The organism is Sphingobium sp. TKS (assembly GCF_001563265.1).
Classification (GTDB): Bacteria; Pseudomonadota; Alphaproteobacteria; order Sphingomonadales; family Sphingomonadaceae; genus Sphingobium.
Genome location: NZ_CP005083.1, coordinates 1,783,908 through 1,801,149, shown reverse-complemented (window position 1 = coordinate 1,801,149; position 17,242 = coordinate 1,783,908). Strand labels below are relative to the sequence as shown.

Sequence of the window (17,242 nt, the reverse complement as noted above, 5' to 3'; positions counted from 1 at the left end):
CATGCTCGCCATCATCGTCCGCCAGAGTGTGCGCCATCCCTGGACGGTGCTGACCGCCGCCTTGCTCCTGCTGCTGATCGGCGGACTTGCGCTGCACAGCGCGGCCTATGACGTCTTTCCCGATTTCGTGCCGCCGCAGGCCACGATCCAGACCGAAGCGCCCGGCTATGTGCCCGAACAGGTCGAGGCGCTGGTCACCCGTCCGCTCGAAACCGTGGTCAACGGCGCCAATGGCGTGGAATCCGTGCGGTCGGAATCGATCCAGGGTCTGTCGGTCATCACTGTCACCTTCAAGGAAGGATCAGACCCCTATCGCGCGCGGCAGGTGGTGGCCGAAGCGCTGGGCGATGCCGCCGCGCGCCTGCCCGCAGGCGTGGGAACGCCGCAACTGACGCCGCTCACCTCCTCGACCATGGACCTGCTGAAGATCGGCTTCACTTCGCGGCGGATCAGCCCGCTGGCGCTGCGCGATCTGGTGCAATGGACGGTGCGGCCGCGCCTGCTTGCCGTGCCGGGGGTGGCGCGCGCGAATGTCTTCGGCGGGGAGCAGCGGCGCATCGAAATCCGCCTGCGCCCCGCCGACCTGATCGCCCGCAACCTGTCCATCAGCGACCTGTCGAGTGCCATTCAGGCGAGCGCCGCCGTGCGCGGCGGCGGCTTTGCCGACACGCCCAATCAACGCATTTTGGTACAGCCTGACAATGGCGCGGTGACCGCGAAAAGCCTTGCCCAATCGGTGCTGACGCCGACCAATGGCGGATCGCTGCGGCTGGGTGACGTCGCCGATGTGGTCGATGCGCCCGCCCCGCAATTTGGCGATGCGCTCATCATGGGGAAGCCGGGCGTGCTGCTCGCGCTGTCGAGCCAGTATGGCGCCAATACGCTCGACACCACGCTGGCGGTCGAGAAGACGTTGCAGGACATGCGACCGGCGCTGGCGGCGCAGGGGGTGACGCTTTATCCCGCGCTCCACCGCCCCGCCAATTTCATCGAGACGGCGCTGGCGGGCATCCGCCATGACTTGGCTGTCGGTGGGCTGTTGATCGGTTTCGTGCTGATCGCCTTCATGCGCAGCCTGCGCGTGGCGCTGATCGCCTTTCTCTCCATTCCGCTGTCGCTGCTGGCTGCGATATTGGTACTCGATCATTTCGGGCAGACGATCAACACCATGACGCTGGGCGGCCTTGCCGTGGCGCTGGGCGTGGTGATCGACGACGCCATTGTCGACATAGAGAATATCGCCCGCCGCCTGCGCCTCGCCCCGACGGACATGCCGCGATCCGCCGTGGTGGAGGCCGCTTCGGTCGAGGTGCGGGCGCCTGTGGTCTATGCGACTTATGTGCTGTTGCTGACCATGGCGCCGATCCTGATGCTGACCGGCCTGCATGGCGCCTTTTTCCGCCCGCTGGCGCTGGCCTTTGCGCTGGCCGTGACGGCATCGCTGCTGGTGGCGGTCAGTGTCACGCCAGCGCTTGCCTATCTGCTGCTGCGCAATGTAGCGCACCGCGACGAGCCTCGCTTCATCGCCCGCATCAAGGCGGGTCATGAGCGGCTCGTGCGCCGCCTCTGCGCCCATCCGCGTCCGGTTGCCCTCGCCACCGCCCTGACGGGGATCGTCGGCAGCCTGCTGTTCCTGTCGCTGGGCAACGAACTGCTCCCCGCCTTTCGCGAGCGGCATTATGTGTTGCAGGTGATCGGACCCACCGGCGCGTCGATGGACTGGATGCGCCGGACCGGCGCGGGCATTGCGCACGACCTGCTGACCTTGCCGCAGGTCGCGACGGTTGAGCAGCAGATGGGCCGCGCCGAAGCGGGCGAGGACACATTCCTCCCCAATCACAGCGAGTTCCATGTCAAACTGAAGCCCGTCAACGGCGCGGGCGAGGAAGCAGCGCAGACGGGCATCCGCGCCGTTCTGGCCCGCTATCCCGGCATCCAGACCGAGGTGCTGACTTTCCTGGGCGACCGCATCGGCGAAAGCCTGTCGGGCGAAACGGCGGCGGTGGCTATCAGTGTCTACGGCGCCGATCTCGACACGCTGGATCGTGTCGCCGCACAGATTGCGCGGGTGGTTGGCCAGGTGCCGGGCGCCGCCGATGTGCAGGTGAAGGCGCCTGCCGGAACGCCCGTGCTGCGCATCCGCCTCGACCATGACCGCATGGCGCTGCACGGCATCACCGCCAACGACGCCTTTGATGCCATAGAGATCGCCTTTCAGGGCCATGTCGTCGCGCAGACCAGCGATGCCAACCGCACCGTGGACATTGCGCTCGCTCTGCCGCCGTCACTGAGACAGGACCCGGAGGGCATCGGTGACATGCTTGTCCGCGCCGCTGACGGCACCGCGACGCGCCTTGGCGATATTGCCACGATCCGGGAGGAGGAAGGCCGCTCCACCATCGTCCATGATGGCGGCCAGCGGCGGCAGGTTGTCACCGTGAATCCGACGCGCTCGGACGTCAGCGGCTTCGTCCGCGCCGCCAGCGCCCGCATCGCGGCGCAGATCCATCTGCCGCCGGGCGTCTATGTGGACTATGCCGGTGCGGCCGAAGGACAGGCAGCGGCTTCGAACCAATTACTGCTGAACGTCGCCTTCGCGGCCATCGCCATGGTCGGGCTGCTGTCGCTCGTCTTTGGCGGGGCGCGGCCGGCCGGACTGATTCTGTCCGGCGCCCCCTTCGCGTTGGCGGGCGGTGTCGTCGCCGTGCTGCTGACCGGCGGCACCCTGTCGCTGGGGGCGCTGGTGGGCTTTGTCACCCTGTTCGGCATTGCCGCGCGCAACGCCATATTGCTACTGTCCCACACCGACCATCTCGTCGAGACGGAAGGCGCGCCCTGGTCGCTCGACACCGTGTTGAGGGCCACCAGGGAGAGGGTCACGCCGATCCTGATGACCGCGCTCGTCACCGCCCTTGGCCTTGCGCCGCTCGCGATCGATTCCGGCCAGGCCGGTCGCGAGATTCAGGGACCGATGGCGGTGGTGATCCTGGGCGGCCTGATCAGTTCGACGATGATGAGCCTGCTGCTGCTGCCGGTCCTCATCCTGCGCTGGCGGCACGCTCAAAGATGAAGGGTGAAGCTCAACATGGCGCGGGCATCGGTGCGGATATCGCCATCCGCGGCCAGTCCCAGATCGCTCATCGGGCGCTGGAGGGAGGCCAGCGAAAAACGCCAATTGCCTTGCCCGCTTTCCGTGCCTGAGCCCAGGGCGAAGGACAATTCCGGCCCACGCCCGGTCACGGGGGCACCACCAAGAGCTTCAGCCATCCGCGTCAAATCATCCTGGTGCCTTGACCGCGCGACGGATATATAATCCAGCATCAGCCGGGCGTTCTCACCGAACGAAAAGCCGCCGCCCAGCCGGGCCATCCCGGTTGCCAGCCGGTGCGGCGTCACCTCCAGAACCGACAATCTTCGGGCCATGCGCGCATATTCCGCGTCCAGGACGAAGTCGACGCCGGACAGAAGAGACAAGGACGCGCTGGCACCGACGAATTTGAGTGTCCAGCGATCCACCGCATAGGGCATATCATAACGCTGTGCGAAATTGGCCGCCCTGCCCGCCGTCAGCGCAAGTTCCACAGGTCCAATGCCGAGCGTCTTTGAACGGACTTTCCTGTTTGCAAGGTCGAAGCGATCTTCGGCGCTCAGGCCGTTGCCCAGGGTCAATCCCGGCGGGCGTTTCGATGCAGACAAATCCTTGTCTGCAAGACGGGCCTCCAGTTGGGCCATCAGCACATTGTCCGCTCGCGGCACCAGGTCCGTTCCCGCCACAGCGGAAACCGGCCATGTCAGACCGAGCCATCCAACAGCTATCGCCGATAGAAAGGGTGCGTGTCCCGACATCTGTCCAGCCTCCCCGCTCATGAAGAAGACGGCGCGGAAGCGGCCAGCCTCAGTTGGCACGCAGAAATCATATCTGGCTCCAACAGGCTCTTGCCGTCCGGCGCATGGCTTGCGAAACATGGCGCCACGCCCTTGGGACGGGCTGTGCAGAGGATGTCCAACCATGCAGGGGCGCGATGCCATCGCCGGGCTTTCGATTGCGGGCCTGATGCTGCCCGAAGCGATCGCCTATGCGGGCATAGCGGGCCTGCCGCCGCAGCGCGCCATATTGGCGGCCATCGCCGGTGCCTGTGCCTATCTGATCCTTGGCCGCAGCCGCTTTGCCATCATTTCCCCTACCTCTTCCTCGGCCGCGATACTGGCCGCGGCACTCGCCGCCCTTCCTATGCAGGCAGGCGCCAGCAGCGCTGCCGCAACGCTGATCGTCGCCATGGCCGGCTTGATCTTCTGCGTCATGGCGGCGGCGCGGCTGGGCGGGCTGGCCAGTTTCATATCGCGTCCCGTCCTGCGTGGCTTCGCCTTTGGCCTGGCGATCACGATCATCATCAAGCAATTGCCGATCATCGTCGGCCTTCCACTGCATCGACCGGCGATCGGCACGCTGCTGCTGGCGCTGCTCGACAATATGGGTGGCTGGCACATGGCGAGCATCGCCACCGCCCTTGCCGCCCTGGCCGCACTGCTGGCGCTGAAGCGGACGCCGTCCCTGCCGGGCGCCCTCCTGGTCCTGGCGGGCGGGATCGGCGCGTCGGTGCTGTTCGACCTGCCAGGCCGGGGGGTGGCCAGCGTCGGGACGATCGACCTGATCCCCCGCTGGGAAGGGATCACTCTACCGGACTGGCAACACTTGTCCCGGCTTGTCCAGCTGGCGGCCCCGATCGTCCTCATCCTCCTTGCCGAAAGCTGGGGTACGATGCGCAGCCTGGCGCTGCGCCATGGCGACCGGGTGGACCCCAATCGGGAAATGGCGGCATTGGGCGTCGCCAATCTCGCCGCCGCCATGGTGCAAGGCATGCCGGTGGGTGCGGGCTTTTCCGCCGGATCGGCCGCGGAGGCAGCCGGCGTGCGCAGCCGCTGGGCCGGACTGGTGGCGGCAGGCGCGCTCGGGGCTCTGGTGATCTTCGCCATGCCGCTGGTCGCACGGCTGCCGCAGCCGGTGCTGGCGGCGGTGGTCATCGCGGCACTGCTCCATGCGCTTAACCCCGGCCCGCTGCTTCGGCTCTGGCGCATCCGCCGGGATAGTCTGACGGCCTTTGGAGCCGCGGCTGGTGTGCTGATATTGGGCGTGCTGGACGGCATGCTCTTTGCCATAGCCCTGTCGCTTGCACTGCTGATCCAGCGTCTGGCGGCGCCGCAGCTCAGCCAACTCGGCCAGTTGGGGTCAGGGCATGACTATGTCGACCTGCTGCGCCACCGCGATGCGGTCAGCCCGGATGGCATGATGATCCTGCGCCCCGCCGAGCCGCTGTTCTTCGCCAATGCCGAGCGGGTGTTGGGGCGTGTCGCGGACCTGCTGCGCGCGGAGCCCGACAGGCGTATGCTGATACTCAGCCTGGAGGAAAGCTTCGACATCGACAGCACCGCGCTGGATGCCCTGACCGAATTCGACGCCATGATGCGGGCGAGCGGCATCACCGTGCAACTGGCGCGGGTGCGTGACCATGTCCGCGACCTGATGCGCACCGCGGGCGCCACCGATCTGATCGCGCGCAGCAGCTATAGTGTGGACGATGCCGTGCAAGCACTGAAACGGGAAAAAGATGATGCCGCATGTCAGCCCTGAACCCCTGTTGCATTCGGTCGAACTGGCCGCACTGCGCCCCACGCAGATGACGGTCGGTTTGATCGAGGTGGCGCGCAAACGGCATGAATGGAGCATCCGCGCGGATCGCGACCGGCCCGATTTCCTGGGACGCCATATGATCCCGGTCGTGATCGGCCCCAAGGGCAGACGCTGGATGGTCGATCACCACCACCTTGCCCGCGCCCTTCATGAAGAGGGGGTCGTCCATATCCTGGTCAGCGTGGTGGCCGACCTTGGCCATCTCAACAGGGCGGCCTTCCTCACCTATATGGACAATCGCAACTGGCTGCATCCCTTTGACGAAAAGGGACTGCGGCACGACTATGAAGCGCTGCCCAAACATATCGGCAGGCTTGCCGACGATCCCTATCGATCCCTGGCCGGAGCACTACGAAGGGCAGGCGGCTATGCAAAAGCCGACATTCTCTATGCCGAATTTCTCTGGGCCAATTTCCTTCGTCAAAGGATCAAGCTTGCCCGCCTGCGTGATGATTTCGATGCCTGCCTGCGCAAAGCGCTCGCTTTGGCGCGATCCAGGGAAGCAGCGCATCTCCCCGGCTGGGCGGGGTGCACCGAATAAGGATTTCTAGAAAACTGAAGGCGCGTATACGCCATTCGCGAGCAGCGGTTTTACCGAGATGCTTGCTCCAAACTGCCCAAGCCGGAATACCCCGGATTCGGCCTCTCAGACCTATTGGCACGTCTTTCCACGAACGGTAGCTTCCAGGATCGACAACCCCACAGCCGAGTAACCGGAATGGTGAAGGGTTTCGGGCGCCTTCGTACGAAAGCCTCCCATGCAGGAACCCGCGGTCAGGCTGGCCCGGCTTTTTCAAGCGGATGCCCCTTCTCTCGCCATGCCGCCATGCCGCCGTCGAGCGCGGTGGCGCGGTGGAAGCCCAGTTCGTGCAGCGTGGCCGCCGCCAGCGTGGAAATCTTGCCCAGTTCGCACACGGTCAGCACCTCCACGCTGGGGTCGGGGAGGACTTCGTTGACGCGCAGTTCGAGTTGACCGCGTGGCAGGTGAATGGCGCCCGGCACATGGCCGGCGGCGAAGGCGTCCTTTTCGCGCACGTCGAGGATGACGAAATCATTGGCCCGCAGTTCGAAACGGCGGAGCAGTTCGTCCATCGCCATGAAGGGCACTTTGGCGCCCGCTTCGGCCAGCAACTGGCGCACGGTCTTGCCGCCGGACATGTTGGTGCGCAGCGCTTCGGTGAGGTGGGTGGGAGCCGACAGGTTGAGGCTGTTCATCAACGTGACGAACTCGCCTTGATCGGTCTTGGCGAGGCGGGGATTGCTGGCGCGCTCGGCCCCTATAGTAGAGCCTTCGCGACCCTTATAATCATGGGCCGGGAAAACCAGCGTGTCGTCGGGCAGGTCGAGCAGTTTGTGGAACAGGCTGTCATGCAACTGCACCGGGTCGCCGCTGGGCAGGTCGCTGCGCCCGGTGCCGCCGATCAGCAGCGTATCGCCAGTGAACAGGCGATCCTCGACATGGATGCACATGGAATCGCGGGTGTGGCCGGGGGTGTGGAGGATGCGCATCCGCATGTCGCCCAGCGGCAGCGAATGGCCGTCCTCCACATGCATGTCGACATAGGGCGCGGGGGAGAAGCGGTGCATGACGATGGGAGCGTGCAGCACCTCCCGCAGCGCCCGCGCGCCGGAGAAATGATCGGCATGGGTGTGCGTGTCGATGATGTAGCGGACGCGTAAGCCTTGCCGGTTCACCTCGCCCAGATAGCGGTCGACCAGATCCAGCGCCGGGTCGATGATGGCCGCCGCGCAGCACGCCTCATTGGCGATGATATAGGATTTGCATCCTTCGCCATCCTGAAAGACCGCGAAGAACATATTAGTCTTGGGGCTGGGGGACGACGCGCATGTAGGGCGTGACGCTGGTCCAGCCTTCGGGGAAGCGTTCCTTCGCCTCCTCGTCGGACACGGCGGGGACGATGATGACATCCTCTCCCCATTTCCAGTTCACCGGGGTCGCGACCTTGTGCTTTGCCGTCAGTTGGCAACTATCGAGCAGGCGCATCACCTCGTCGAAATTGCGGCCGCTGCTCATGGGATAGCTCAGCATCGCCTTGATGAGCTTGTCAGGGCCGATCAGGTAGACGGTGCGGACCGTCTGATTGTCGGCGGCGGTGCGGCCTTCGCTACTATCTCCGGCGCTGGCGGGGAGCATTTCATAGGCTTGGGCGACTTTCAGGTCGCTGTCGCCAATGATGGGATAGGTGACGTCGCCACCGGTCGCGGCTTTGATGTCGGCCAGCCAGCGCTCATGATTGCCGACGGGGTCAACCGACAGGCCGATCACCTTGCAGTTGCGGCTGGCGAATTCGGGGGTCAGCCGGGCGAGATAGCCCAGCTCCGTCGTGCAGACGGGGGTGAAGTCCTTGGGGTGCGAAAAGAGGATGCCCCAGCTTTCGTCCAGCCATTCGTGGAAGCGGATTTCGCCCTTGGTGGTCTGCGCCGTGAAGTCGGGGGCCTTGCTGCCGATCGAGAGTGTCATGGTTCCTCCCTGCAAAGACTCGCGCCTACCTGGATCGGCGGGCAGGGAAATCTATCATGGCGGGGCAGGCAAGGCGATTATTTCTTGGGGTTCCGTGTTCTTGCGGATCGGCACTGAGCGGTTTGTCCCGGGACTGTCGGGATGTCGCCGGCACCCTGGCGGCGCTGGGAATATCCGGCGCGTCATCGACAGCGTCCGCCAAGGATAAGCGCAAGCCATGTCTCTGGAATATTAAACGCATCGGATAATTTCGATAGATATTGACGACAGCCAATTCATCGGTAATAGACGATGAATGGAAATCGAAGACGCACTCGGCGCCCTTGCTGCCCTTTCCCATCCCACTCGCCTGGAGGCATTTCAACGCCTCGTCCGCGCGGAACCCGAGGGTCTTTCCACCGGGCAGCTTGTCGACGCATCGGGACTGAGCCAGAGCACCTTTTCCACGCATCTGGCCGTCCTCGTCGCGGCGGAGCTGGTCCTGGCCGAGAAGCGCGGCCGACAGATGATCCAGCGTGCGAACATCGCCAAATTGCGCGACCTGATGCTCTATCTCGCCAAGGATTGTTGCGAGGGCCGCCGCGAGCTCTGCGAGCCTCTGATCGCTGAACTCACCTGCTGCTGAAGGTATCAGGCCATGACCGACAAAATCTATAACGTCCTCTTTCTGTGCACCGGCAATTCGGCCCGCTCCATTCTGGGCGAGGCGCTGATGAACAAGCTGGGAGAAGGCCGCTTTCGCGCCTATAGCGCCGGGAGCCAGCCCAAAGGCGCGGTGCATCCCATGGCGATCGCCGTGCTGGAGGATCTTGGCTTCGATACTGCGGGCATGCGCGCGCTCCACTATCTGCGAAACCGCATTTCCCTTTTCCTCGCGCTGCCCCTCGCCAGCCTCGATGAGATGGCAACGCGCCGTCAGTTCAGGGAGATCGGTCAGGGCGACGGCGCCAGTAGCAAGGCGGGAGCCACCGAATGACCACCGACATCATCATCTACCACAATCCTGAATGCGGCACGTCACGCAACGCGCTGGCGATGATCCGCAATGCCGGGATCGAGCCGCACGTCGTGGAATATCTCAAGACGCCCCCTTCGCGCGCCATGCTGGAAAGCCTGATCGCTCGCGCCGGGATTGCCCCTCGCGCGCTGTTGCGCGAAAAAGGCACGCCCTATGCCGAATTGGGCCTTGGCGATGAAACGCTGTCCGATGACGCGCTGATCGATGCCATGATGGCGCATCCCATTCTGATCAACCGCCCCCTGGTTGTCTCGCCCTTGGGCGTGAAACTGTGCCGCCCGTCCGAGGCGGTTCTGGACCTGCTCCCGCAAGCGCAAAAAGCCGCCTTTGCCAAGGAAGATGGAGAGCAGGTCATCGACGCATCCGGCCATCGCCTGCTGCACGGATGAATCGTTCGGCACTTTGGTCAGAGGCGCTCGGCAGCTTCATGCTGTTCGCGACCGTCATCGGTTCGGGCATCATGGCAGAGACGCTCTCTGGCGGGAATGGCGCGGTCGCTCTGCTCGGGAACACGCTAGCGACAGGCGCAATCCTCTTCGTTCTCATCACCATGTTGGGGCCGGTTTCGGGAGCGCATTTCAATCCGGCGGTGACGCTGGTGATGCGCTTGCGCGGCCACATTGGGACAAGCACGGCCCTGCAATATATGTGCGCTCAGTTGATCGGCGGCATTCTCGGCGTCTGGGCCGCGCATATCATGTTCGGCGCGCCGATCTGGGAGGTTTCGGAAAAGGTTCGCAGCGGCATCGGCCAATGGGCCGGAGAAGGCATCGCGACCTTCGGCCTGGTGTTGACCATTATCGGAACCGCGAAGACGCATCCGCAATGGGTGCCGGCCAGCGTCGCGCTCTACATCACGGCTGCCTATTGGTTCACATCGTCGACCAGTTTCGCCAATCCGGCGATCACCATCGCCCGGTCGCTCAGCAACAGCTTTGCGGGTATCGCCCCGACCAGCGTGCCCGGCTTCATTGCCGCGCAATTCGCCGGCGCCCTTGTCGCCCATCTGGCCTCCGAAGCCATCTTCGGTGAGAATCGGAAAGACATTGCATGAACCGCTTGCGCCCGCTGTTGGCCGCCGATCACCTGCCGGCATTGCAACAGGAGTTTGTCCACCGCCGCCCTGCCCTCGGTTTGGGAAACGACCAGCATCCACCCCGTATCCTGCTGCTTTACGGATCGCTGCGGGAGCGATCTTTCTCCCGGCTGGCCGTTGAGGAAGCCGCGCGGCTGCTGGAATATTTCGGCGCAGAGACGCGGATTTTCGATCCATCGGACCTTCCGCTCCCCGATCAGGTCAAGGGCGACGATCATCCGGCGGTCCACGAGCTACGCGAACATGCCCTGTGGTCCGAGGGCATGCTGTGGTGCAGCCCGGAGCGCCATGGGCAGATCACCGGCATCATGAAGGCGCAGATCGACCATCTGCCGCTGGAGATGAAGGGACTGCGCCCGACCCAGGGCCGAACCCTGGCGGTCATGCAGGTGTCCGGCGGTTCGCAGTCTTTCAACGCGGTGAACACCCTTCGCCTTCTGGGGCGGTGGATGCGGATGTTCACCATCCCCAATCAGTCGTCGGTAGCCATGGCCTATAAGGAGTTCGATGAAGAGGGTCGGATGCGGCCATCCAGCTATTATGATCGCATTGTCGACGTGATGGAGGAGCTGGTTCGCATCACCGTGCTGATGCGGCCCCATGCCGCGCAGTTGGTCGACCGCTATTCCGAACGCAAGGCCGCTGGAATCCGGGCTACGGAACATCCCTCCATCACGGCTGCACGGGCCTGATGGGTTGACCGGGGAAGCAAGGGGCGCCCCGGTCAGAAGGACGGGCCTTGGCGCACGGCATAGAGCCGGTGCCGGTGACATTGGTGCGCTGTTAGCGGCAGGCCTTTTCAGGCGGCCACTTCGGCCATCGGGATCAGAGCGATAGCCGAATTGCGGAAGCGGGGATCGTCGGTGACTTCCTTGCCCGCCCAGTCGGGCAGATCGAACGGTTCATCCGTGGCAGCCAGTTCGATTTCGGCCAGAACCAGCCCTTCCGCCCGGCCGGCAAAAACATCTACCTCCCAGATCTTGCCGCCATGGGGCACGCGGTAGCGCGTCTTCTCGATCACCGGGCCGACGCACAGCCTGTCGAGCATATCCTCCGCATCGATGCGCGAAATCTCATATTCGAATTCGTCCCGCACGATGCCCGCTCGCCCGCTCTTCAACGTGAGCCAGGCTCCCTCATCGGACAGGCGGACACGCACGCTCGCATGCGCCTCATGCGCGACATAGCCTTGACGAAGGCAGCGCCCCTTATCGGCCCTCTGCCGCCATGCATCGCCCACGACAAGGAATTTGCGCTCAATCTCTATTGGCATAAATATCCTGACATGGGATCGCCGGAAAGAAAGCGGCTGATCCATGTTAGCGATGCCGCCGGGCGAAGGCGAGTCCCGTAATTCACCAGTAATGCCACCATAATGTCATCCTGCCGCTTTATAGGGCCGGTTCGACGGGAGATGTGCGCCACGACTGTTCAGCAGGATCCCCTCTTTCGCATCTCCGTGCCGATGGCGGATATGGGTCCGGGACTCATATGGGGTCTGGATTTCACGGCAGGAGGATCGCGGCCTGTGGACCGGTGCGAGGCTGATCGCGCCGGCGCCTTCCGCTGGCTGCATCTCAACCTGGCCGATCGCGGCACCCGCGCCTGGATAGAGCGGGAGGCTGGCCTGCCGTCCTCCCTGCGGGAAATGCTGCTTTCCCCCGACACGCATCAGCGCTCGCTGGTCGACGGCAGGGCGGTCGGATGCGTGCTGCACGATTTCGAACGGGATTTCGACGTGATCGACACGGCCCGCATCGGCGCGCTGCGGATTGCCCTGACGCCCGAGTTGATGCTGACGACGCGCATGCACCCCTTGCGGTCCGCCGATATCGCGCGCCAACGGCTGGAGCATGCCACTACCGCCATCGATCCCGCACGGGCGCTGGAACTGCTGGTCGATTCCATCGCGGACAATATCGCCGACATCAGCCGTACGCTCAGCCTGGACGTCCAGCGGGCCGAGGACGCGTTTCTCGACGGCCATCACCCCCCTTCGGCCCGCGACCTCATCGGCATCCGGCGCAGGCTGGCGCAGCTTCACCGGCTGCTGTCGGGTATGCGCAGCGTCTTCCAGCGGCTGGAAAAGGATCAGGAACTGCCCACCGCACTTTTGCCCAGTGTCGAGAAGGTGGCGCAGCGGCTCCAGTCGCTCGACGCCGATATTCTGGGCGTCCAGGGTCAGCTTCGCCTGCTGCGGGAGGAACTGGATATTCAGGAGGCGCAGCGCACCAACCAGAATCTCTACATCCTCTCGATCGTGACGGCGCTGATGCTGCCCGCGACACTGGTGACGGGCATTTTCGGCATGAACACGGGCGGCCTGCCCTTCGCGCAAGACCCCTGGGGGACATGGCACGCGACCGCTCTGGCAGCCGGTGCGGCCGCCATCACCTATGCGCTACTGCGCTGGATGGGCTTCATGCGGCGCTGACTTTCGGACTGGCCCAGGGAAACGGCGAACAGTTGCAAAACCTTCGACATATCGGACTCGGCAGCCTCGTCCAGCCCGATCCGATAGCTCGTCCCTTTTTATGACGATGCGGGGGAGCATCGAATATGGCTGCTCTTCATTGATGGGCCATGACCTTTTGCCGTTGCTCGCCGAGCCCCCCGATCTGCAAATGCATCTCGTCGTCGGCCTTCAGGAACCGCGAGGGACGCATGCCCAGCCCCACACCACCGGGCGTTCCGGTCGATATGATATCGCCGGGATGCAACGTAAAAATCTCGCTCATTCGCGCTATCAATTGAGGTACGGTGAAGACGAGATCATCGGTATGACCATCCTGCATCACCTCATCGTTGAGGGTGAGTATCAAGCGCAGGTTGTGCGGATCGGCTATCTCGTCACGGGTCACCAGCCAGGGGCCGATTGGGCCGAACGTATCGCAGGACTTTCCCTTCGTCCATTGCGTGCCGCGTTCAAGCTGTAGTTCACGTTCCGAAACGTCGTTGACGATACAATAGCCGGCGACATGATCCATGGCATCGGCCTCCCTGACATATCGCGCCGCCTTTCCGATCACGACACCAAGCTCGATTTCCCAATCACCCTTTACGCTCCCCCTGGGCAACATGACATCGTCGTTCGGACCGATGATCGACGAGGTCGCCTTCAGGAAAAAGGCCGGCTCGGCAGGAAGCGCCATTCCGGCTTCTTCGGCATGCGACCGATAGTTGAGGCCAATCCCGATTATCTTCCCGATGCCGCTGACGGGCGGCCCATATCGGAACGGAGGAGAGATGACCGGAAGCCGCGAAAGGTCGACCGTCTCCAGCTTCCTGAGCTCCTCAACCAGGGTCGCCCCCGACCATTCACCGATCAGGCCGCTGGCATCGCGGACGATGCCCTGCTCGTCGATCACTGCGGGCTTCTCGCCGCCGGAAGGGCCGATACGCGCAATCTTCATCCCTCTTCTCCTATTCTGGTTCGGCTCCCAGGCCGTTCTTACTCTGCATGAAGTGGTATTGCGGCGCGCTTGCTTCTGCCGACGCGTCCGCCCTCAGCAAAGGTCCGTCGCCACGCATGAGCATAAGTTGACGATGCAACCACAGCTTTAACAGAAGCGCCCCGCCACAGGCCAGCACGCCACTGACGGCGAGCGCCCGACCGAGGGCGAAGGGGCCAGCAAAGACCGCCTGCGCGACGATGGGTATGAGCACCGGTCCGATGCCGATAGAAATAAGGAACATCACGAACAAGGCAAAGGCAGTGACCCTGGCCTTGATCGAAGACGGCGTGTGAAGCTGGATCAATTGCGTCGGCAAGGCAAGGGCACAAGCCAGTCAGCCCAGCGACATCCCCACGCCGGCCATGGATATCCAGAGCGTGCCTGACAGGCCCGCCAGAGCCAAACCGGGTATCGCGCATGCTGTGGCCGCAGCGGATATCTCCGTCATGGCGGTGCTGCGCGGACGTGATCGGGCGCGCCATCGGGCAAGTATGGGAAAGCTGAGCAGCCCCGTCACGCTGACGACAAGCGATGTCGCTCCCAGCAGATATCCTGCCTCCACCTGTGTCAGACCATGGGCCCGCATCAGGAATGCCGGCCCCCAGATGTTGATCGCGGAACTGCTCATGAGCACCAACCCGGCCGCCAGACAGGCTGGCAGATAGATTACCCCGTGGCTTCGCGTATGGGTGCCCAGAGACACGGCGTCGGGTCTATCGCCAGGGTCGGCAGTGTCCCGCATCGGCTCGCGCGCAAAAAGAGTGAACAACACGCCCAGTATGGCCGCCGGCATTGCAACCGCGATCAGTGTCAGCCGCCAGGGCGCGGCAACGCCGATCGTGAGCAGGACCAGATGGATCGACATCGCCCATTCATACGCCAGCGCGCTGAAGAAGGTAGCGCTGGTCGTTCCGACCGTTCCCCCTGCGACGAAAACCGCAGTTGGCAGCGAGCGCTCGTCGCGGGAGAACAAGTCTCCGATGATCGATATCGCAATCGGTCCAAGAAACGCCTCTCCCACAGCCAGTCCTAGGCGCAACGTCACAAGTTGCTCATAGCTTTGGGCAAAGGCGGACAAGGCGGTCATGGCCGTCCAGAGCACACAGCCGAAGATCAGGAGCAGTTTGCGGTTCCAGCGATCGATAAGGAACGCCGCTGGCATCAGCAGCAGGTTATATGTGATGATGAAGGCCGGGCCAATCAGCACGCCAAACTGGATATCGCTGATCTTGAGATCAGCCTTCAGATCGTCGACCAGCAGTGCCAGCACCTGCCGATCGACAAAGGACACCACGGTCAACAGCGTCAAGAGGGCCGTAACGGTCCAGGCTTGCGCCTTGGCCAATCGGCGCGAAGGTGCCGCGTCGGCTACGCCGGAAGGTGGCATGTGCACTTGAGGATCCGTCATCCTGAGGGGCACTCCAACTCAGGCCACGGTGCGACCGGAGTCCACTTTCAGCAGGCTCCCGGTCATATGTGGCACAGCATCGCTCAGTGCGAAGGCAACATAGCGCCCCAATTCCGCGGCTTCGGTGACCTCGCCGAGCGGCAGCGCCAGAGCCGCCTTGGCCAGATAGCCATCCATCGCGTGGGTGAGAGGCGTCGCGGTCGTTCCCGGAACGAGCGTGTTCACACGAATCCTGTGAGAGCCCAGTTCCAGCGCCAACGCTTCGGCCATCGCATGCAGGCCACCCTTGGCTGCGATATAGGGCAGGAATCCAGACAGAGGACGAATGGCCGTCGACGATCCGGTGATGACGATCGAACCGCCCTGCCCCTGTTCTATCATGTGACGGGCGGCTTCGCGCACGGTCAGGAATGTGCCCGTCAGGTCGATGTCGATGACGCTCCGCCAGTCATGCAACGCTATGTCGACAAGCGCGTTTCGTGGCCCGGTGATGCCGGCATTGGCGACCAATCCGTGCATGGCGCCATGGCGCTGTACGGCGTGAGCCACCAATGACGTGACCTGCGCTTCATCGGAAATGTCCGTCGTGCAGCAGGAGATGTGATCGCCTCCACACTGCGCCGCCGTTTCCTCCATCCCCGACAGGCTGAGCCCCGCCAGAACCAGTGTCGCCCCTTCCGCACTGCATGTCTTGGCTATCTCACGACCGATCCCGGATTCCGCGCCGGTCACGACGATGACTTTACCGATCAAGTTCACACCATTCGCTTCCTGTACAATATTCTTAAGAGACGGCCGCTCATGCGCGCGCCTGCTCAGGGCTGGTCAATAGCCGACTGTCCGAAGGATCGGTCAGCGGGCGCTCGGTCGACTTGATATCAATATCGATCGAACGAAATGGCTGGTCGGAGACATTCACGATATTGTGCCGCATCCCGGCTGGGATGACCTTGGCGCCTCCCGCTGGTCGCCCCCTATGGATCGATGGCGGAATATGCGCTCGTCCATGCCGGCAGGGGGCTTCCGGTGCCCGAGCCTGTGCCGGATGATCTGGCCGCCGCTCTGGGCAATGCGGGACTGGCCGCATGGCTTCCCTTGTCGTGGCGAGCGCGGATGCAGGCGGGGGAGACCATAGTCATCCTTGGCGCCACGGGCATCTCGGGCCTCATAGCGGTGGCAGCAGCGCGCCTGCTGGGTGCCGGTCGCATCGTAGCGGCAGGAAGACATGCGGCCGCGCTTCAGCAGACCCTTTCGCTGGGCGCCGATGCGATCATCGATCTGAACGATCCGCATTCTCTTGCGGAACGAATGCTCGATGCAGCGGAGGGTGGGGCCGACATTGTCGTTGATTATCTCAATGGCGCTCCTGCCGAAGCGGCCCTGACGGCCATGCGCCATGGCGGACGGATGGTCCAGATTGGGTCGCCGCTGTCCCCCAGTCTCAGGCGCGATGCGCAACCCGCGCGGATGCAATCCCTCGATGTCCTGGGCTTTGCCTATTATCACGCTCCTCGGAAGCAGCAGATAGAGGCCTATGGCCGGCTGTGCGAGCATGCGCTCTTAGGCGATATTCAGATCGCGATACGCTCCCATCCCCTGGATAAGTTTGAAGAGGCATGGCGGGCCTAGATCAACGGTTCGCGAGCTCGTATCGTCGTCATCCCCTGAGGGCTGACCTTCCCGCTTCCACGGCAATTTCCAACTCATCGTCGACCAGCAAGGGAGGATTTATGTGGATCAGAAGCGCTTTCTTTGAAGGACCATCCGGCCAGCAGCAGGAGTCGGCCTTTCGTACCGCAATCGAACAGGAGATCGTCCCTGCGATTGCGCACCTGGACGGGGTGATGTCGGTCGAAATGCTCTGGCCGCAGTCGATCGAGGACCGCTCGGATCATATGCTGGGCCAGATGCTGGTCCGCTTCGACGCCGAAAGCGGCATCGCCCGCATGCTGGCTAGTGAAGGCCGGGCCGCCGTACGTGCCAGGGTGGCCCAACTGTCCCAACTGATCGATGTGCACATCAGTCACATCAACTATCAGGTCGTTTAAACCATTAGACGCACCTGCCTGCTGAGACGGCGGGCAAGCATGAACG

General features: G+C 63.5%; 19 protein-coding genes. 11 read left to right on the top strand and 8 right to left on the bottom strand.

The features are described from left to right. Position 1: 1 nt before the first annotated feature. Complete coding sequence (locus tag K426_RS09065; protein ID WP_066556112.1) at positions 2 to 3,070, top strand: efflux RND transporter permease subunit; 3,069 nt, start codon at positions 2 to 4, stop codon at positions 3,068 to 3,070. Here the strand turns inward: K426_RS09065 and K426_RS09060 are convergent. Next, positions 3,061 to 3,906 (bottom strand): hypothetical protein, encoded by an 846-nt coding sequence (locus tag K426_RS09060; RefSeq protein ID WP_145907223.1) that lies wholly within the window; start codon positions 3,904 to 3,906, stop codon positions 3,061 to 3,063. The two genes, K426_RS09065 and K426_RS09060, sit on opposite strands and share 10 nt — an antisense overlap. Before the next feature lie 103 nt (positions 3,907 to 4,009). Here K426_RS09060 and K426_RS09055 point away from each other — a divergent pair, with 103 nt between their 5' ends. Both K426_RS09055 and K426_RS09050 read left to right on the top strand, forming a co-directional pair. Further along, the gene (locus K426_RS09055) at positions 4,010 to 5,629 is read left to right on the top strand and encodes a SulP family inorganic anion transporter (protein WP_066556108.1); all 1,620 of its coding nucleotides are present in this window, start codon (positions 4,010 to 4,012) and stop codon (positions 5,627 to 5,629) included. Next, positions 5,607 to 6,230 (top strand): ParB-like protein, encoded by a 624-nt coding sequence (locus K426_RS09050; protein WP_237229990.1) that lies wholly within the window; start codon positions 5,607 to 5,609, stop codon positions 6,228 to 6,230. The genes K426_RS09055 and K426_RS09050 overlap by 23 nt, the downstream gene beginning before the upstream one ends. A 233-nt stretch (positions 6,231 to 6,463) precedes the next feature. Here K426_RS09050 and K426_RS09045 read toward each other — a convergent pair whose 3' ends face one another. Together K426_RS09045 and K426_RS09040 are read right to left on the bottom strand one after the other, a co-directional pair. Next, positions 6,464 to 7,507, bottom strand: a complete 1,044-nt coding sequence (locus tag K426_RS09045) for an MBL fold metallo-hydrolase (protein ID WP_066556106.1) — start codon at positions 7,505 to 7,507, stop codon at positions 6,464 to 6,466. 1 nt (position 7,508) lies between these two features. After that, positions 7,509 to 8,171: a peroxiredoxin gene (locus tag K426_RS09040; RefSeq protein ID WP_066556104.1), complete on the bottom strand. Its 663-nt coding sequence runs from the start codon at positions 8,169 to 8,171 to the stop codon at positions 7,509 to 7,511. A gap of 295 nt (positions 8,172 to 8,466) precedes the next feature. Between K426_RS09040 and K426_RS09035 the strand changes: the two genes are divergently transcribed. Genes K426_RS09035 through arsH form a run of 5 tightly spaced genes read left to right on the top strand, consistent with a single transcriptional unit; the run spans position 8,467 to position 10,977 of the window. Continuing rightward, positions 8,467 to 8,796, top strand: a complete 330-nt coding sequence (locus tag K426_RS09035; RefSeq protein WP_066556102.1) for an ArsR/SmtB family transcription factor — start codon at positions 8,467 to 8,469, stop codon at positions 8,794 to 8,796. A 12-nt stretch (positions 8,797 to 8,808) separates the two neighbouring features. Next, positions 8,809 to 9,147 carry an arsenate reductase/protein-tyrosine-phosphatase family protein gene (locus K426_RS09030; protein WP_066556099.1) on the top strand — a complete coding sequence of 113 codons (339 nt, stop codon included), beginning with the start codon at positions 8,809 to 8,811 and terminating at the stop codon, positions 9,145 to 9,147. Continuing rightward, on the top strand, positions 9,144 to 9,578 hold the full coding sequence (gene arsC, locus K426_RS09025; RefSeq protein WP_066556097.1) for an arsenate reductase (glutaredoxin): 435 nt from the start codon (positions 9,144 to 9,146) through the stop codon (positions 9,576 to 9,578). Before K426_RS09030 ends, arsC begins: the two co-directional genes overlap by 4 nt. Further along, positions 9,575 to 10,243, top strand: coding sequence for an aquaporin (locus tag K426_RS09020; protein WP_066556094.1), 669 nt, complete (start codon positions 9,575 to 9,577; stop codon positions 10,241 to 10,243). Before arsC ends, K426_RS09020 begins: the two co-directional genes overlap by 4 nt. Next, positions 10,240 to 10,977, top strand: a complete 738-nt coding sequence (gene arsH, locus K426_RS09015; RefSeq protein ID WP_066556092.1) for an arsenical resistance protein ArsH — start codon at positions 10,240 to 10,242, stop codon at positions 10,975 to 10,977. Before K426_RS09020 ends, arsH begins: the two co-directional genes overlap by 4 nt. A 107-nt stretch (positions 10,978 to 11,084) precedes the next feature. Here the strand turns inward: arsH and K426_RS09010 are convergent, their stop codons facing one another. Next, entirely contained in the window at positions 11,085 to 11,558 is a 474-nt protein-coding gene (locus K426_RS09010) for a CYTH domain-containing protein (RefSeq protein WP_066561571.1), read from the bottom strand. A 255-nt stretch (positions 11,559 to 11,813) separates the two neighbouring features. On the opposite strand from K426_RS09010, the gene K426_RS09005 reads away from it, so the two are divergent. Beyond that, the gene (locus tag K426_RS09005) at positions 11,814 to 12,719 is read left to right on the top strand and encodes a transporter (protein WP_237229988.1); all 906 of its coding nucleotides are present in this window, start codon (positions 11,814 to 11,816) and stop codon (positions 12,717 to 12,719) included. A gap of 136 nt (positions 12,720 to 12,855) precedes the next feature. Here K426_RS09005 and K426_RS09000 read toward each other — a convergent pair whose 3' ends face one another. From K426_RS09000 to K426_RS08985, 4 genes are read right to left on the bottom strand one after another with little or no spacing between them, the layout of a single operon-like run. Continuing rightward, positions 12,856 to 13,698 carry a fumarylacetoacetate hydrolase family protein gene (locus K426_RS09000; protein WP_066556089.1) on the bottom strand — a complete coding sequence of 281 codons (843 nt, stop codon included), beginning with the start codon at positions 13,696 to 13,698 and terminating at the stop codon, positions 12,856 to 12,858. Between the two features lie 10 nt (positions 13,699 to 13,708). Beyond that, positions 13,709 to 14,044, bottom strand: coding sequence for a hypothetical protein (locus tag K426_RS08995; protein WP_145907221.1), 336 nt, complete (start codon positions 14,042 to 14,044; stop codon positions 13,709 to 13,711). A 30-nt stretch (positions 14,045 to 14,074) separates the two neighbouring features. Continuing rightward, the gene (locus K426_RS08990; RefSeq protein ID WP_082748497.1) at positions 14,075 to 15,148 is read right to left on the bottom strand and encodes an MFS transporter; all 1,074 of its coding nucleotides are present in this window, start codon (positions 15,146 to 15,148) and stop codon (positions 14,075 to 14,077) included. An 18-nt stretch (positions 15,149 to 15,166) separates the two neighbouring features. Then, the gene (locus tag K426_RS08985; protein ID WP_066556083.1) at positions 15,167 to 15,907 is read right to left on the bottom strand and encodes an SDR family NAD(P)-dependent oxidoreductase; all 741 of its coding nucleotides are present in this window, start codon (positions 15,905 to 15,907) and stop codon (positions 15,167 to 15,169) included. 225 nt (positions 15,908 to 16,132) lie between these two features. Here K426_RS08985 and K426_RS08980 point away from each other — a divergent pair, with 225 nt between their 5' ends. Then, positions 16,133 to 16,777 carry a zinc-binding dehydrogenase gene (locus K426_RS08980; protein ID WP_066556082.1) on the top strand — a complete coding sequence of 215 codons (645 nt, stop codon included), beginning with the start codon at positions 16,133 to 16,135 and terminating at the stop codon, positions 16,775 to 16,777. A 101-nt stretch (positions 16,778 to 16,878) separates the two neighbouring features. Next, the gene (locus K426_RS08975; protein WP_066556080.1) at positions 16,879 to 17,196 is read left to right on the top strand and encodes a hypothetical protein; all 318 of its coding nucleotides are present in this window, start codon (positions 16,879 to 16,881) and stop codon (positions 17,194 to 17,196) included. Positions 17,197 to 17,242 lie beyond the last annotated feature (46 nt).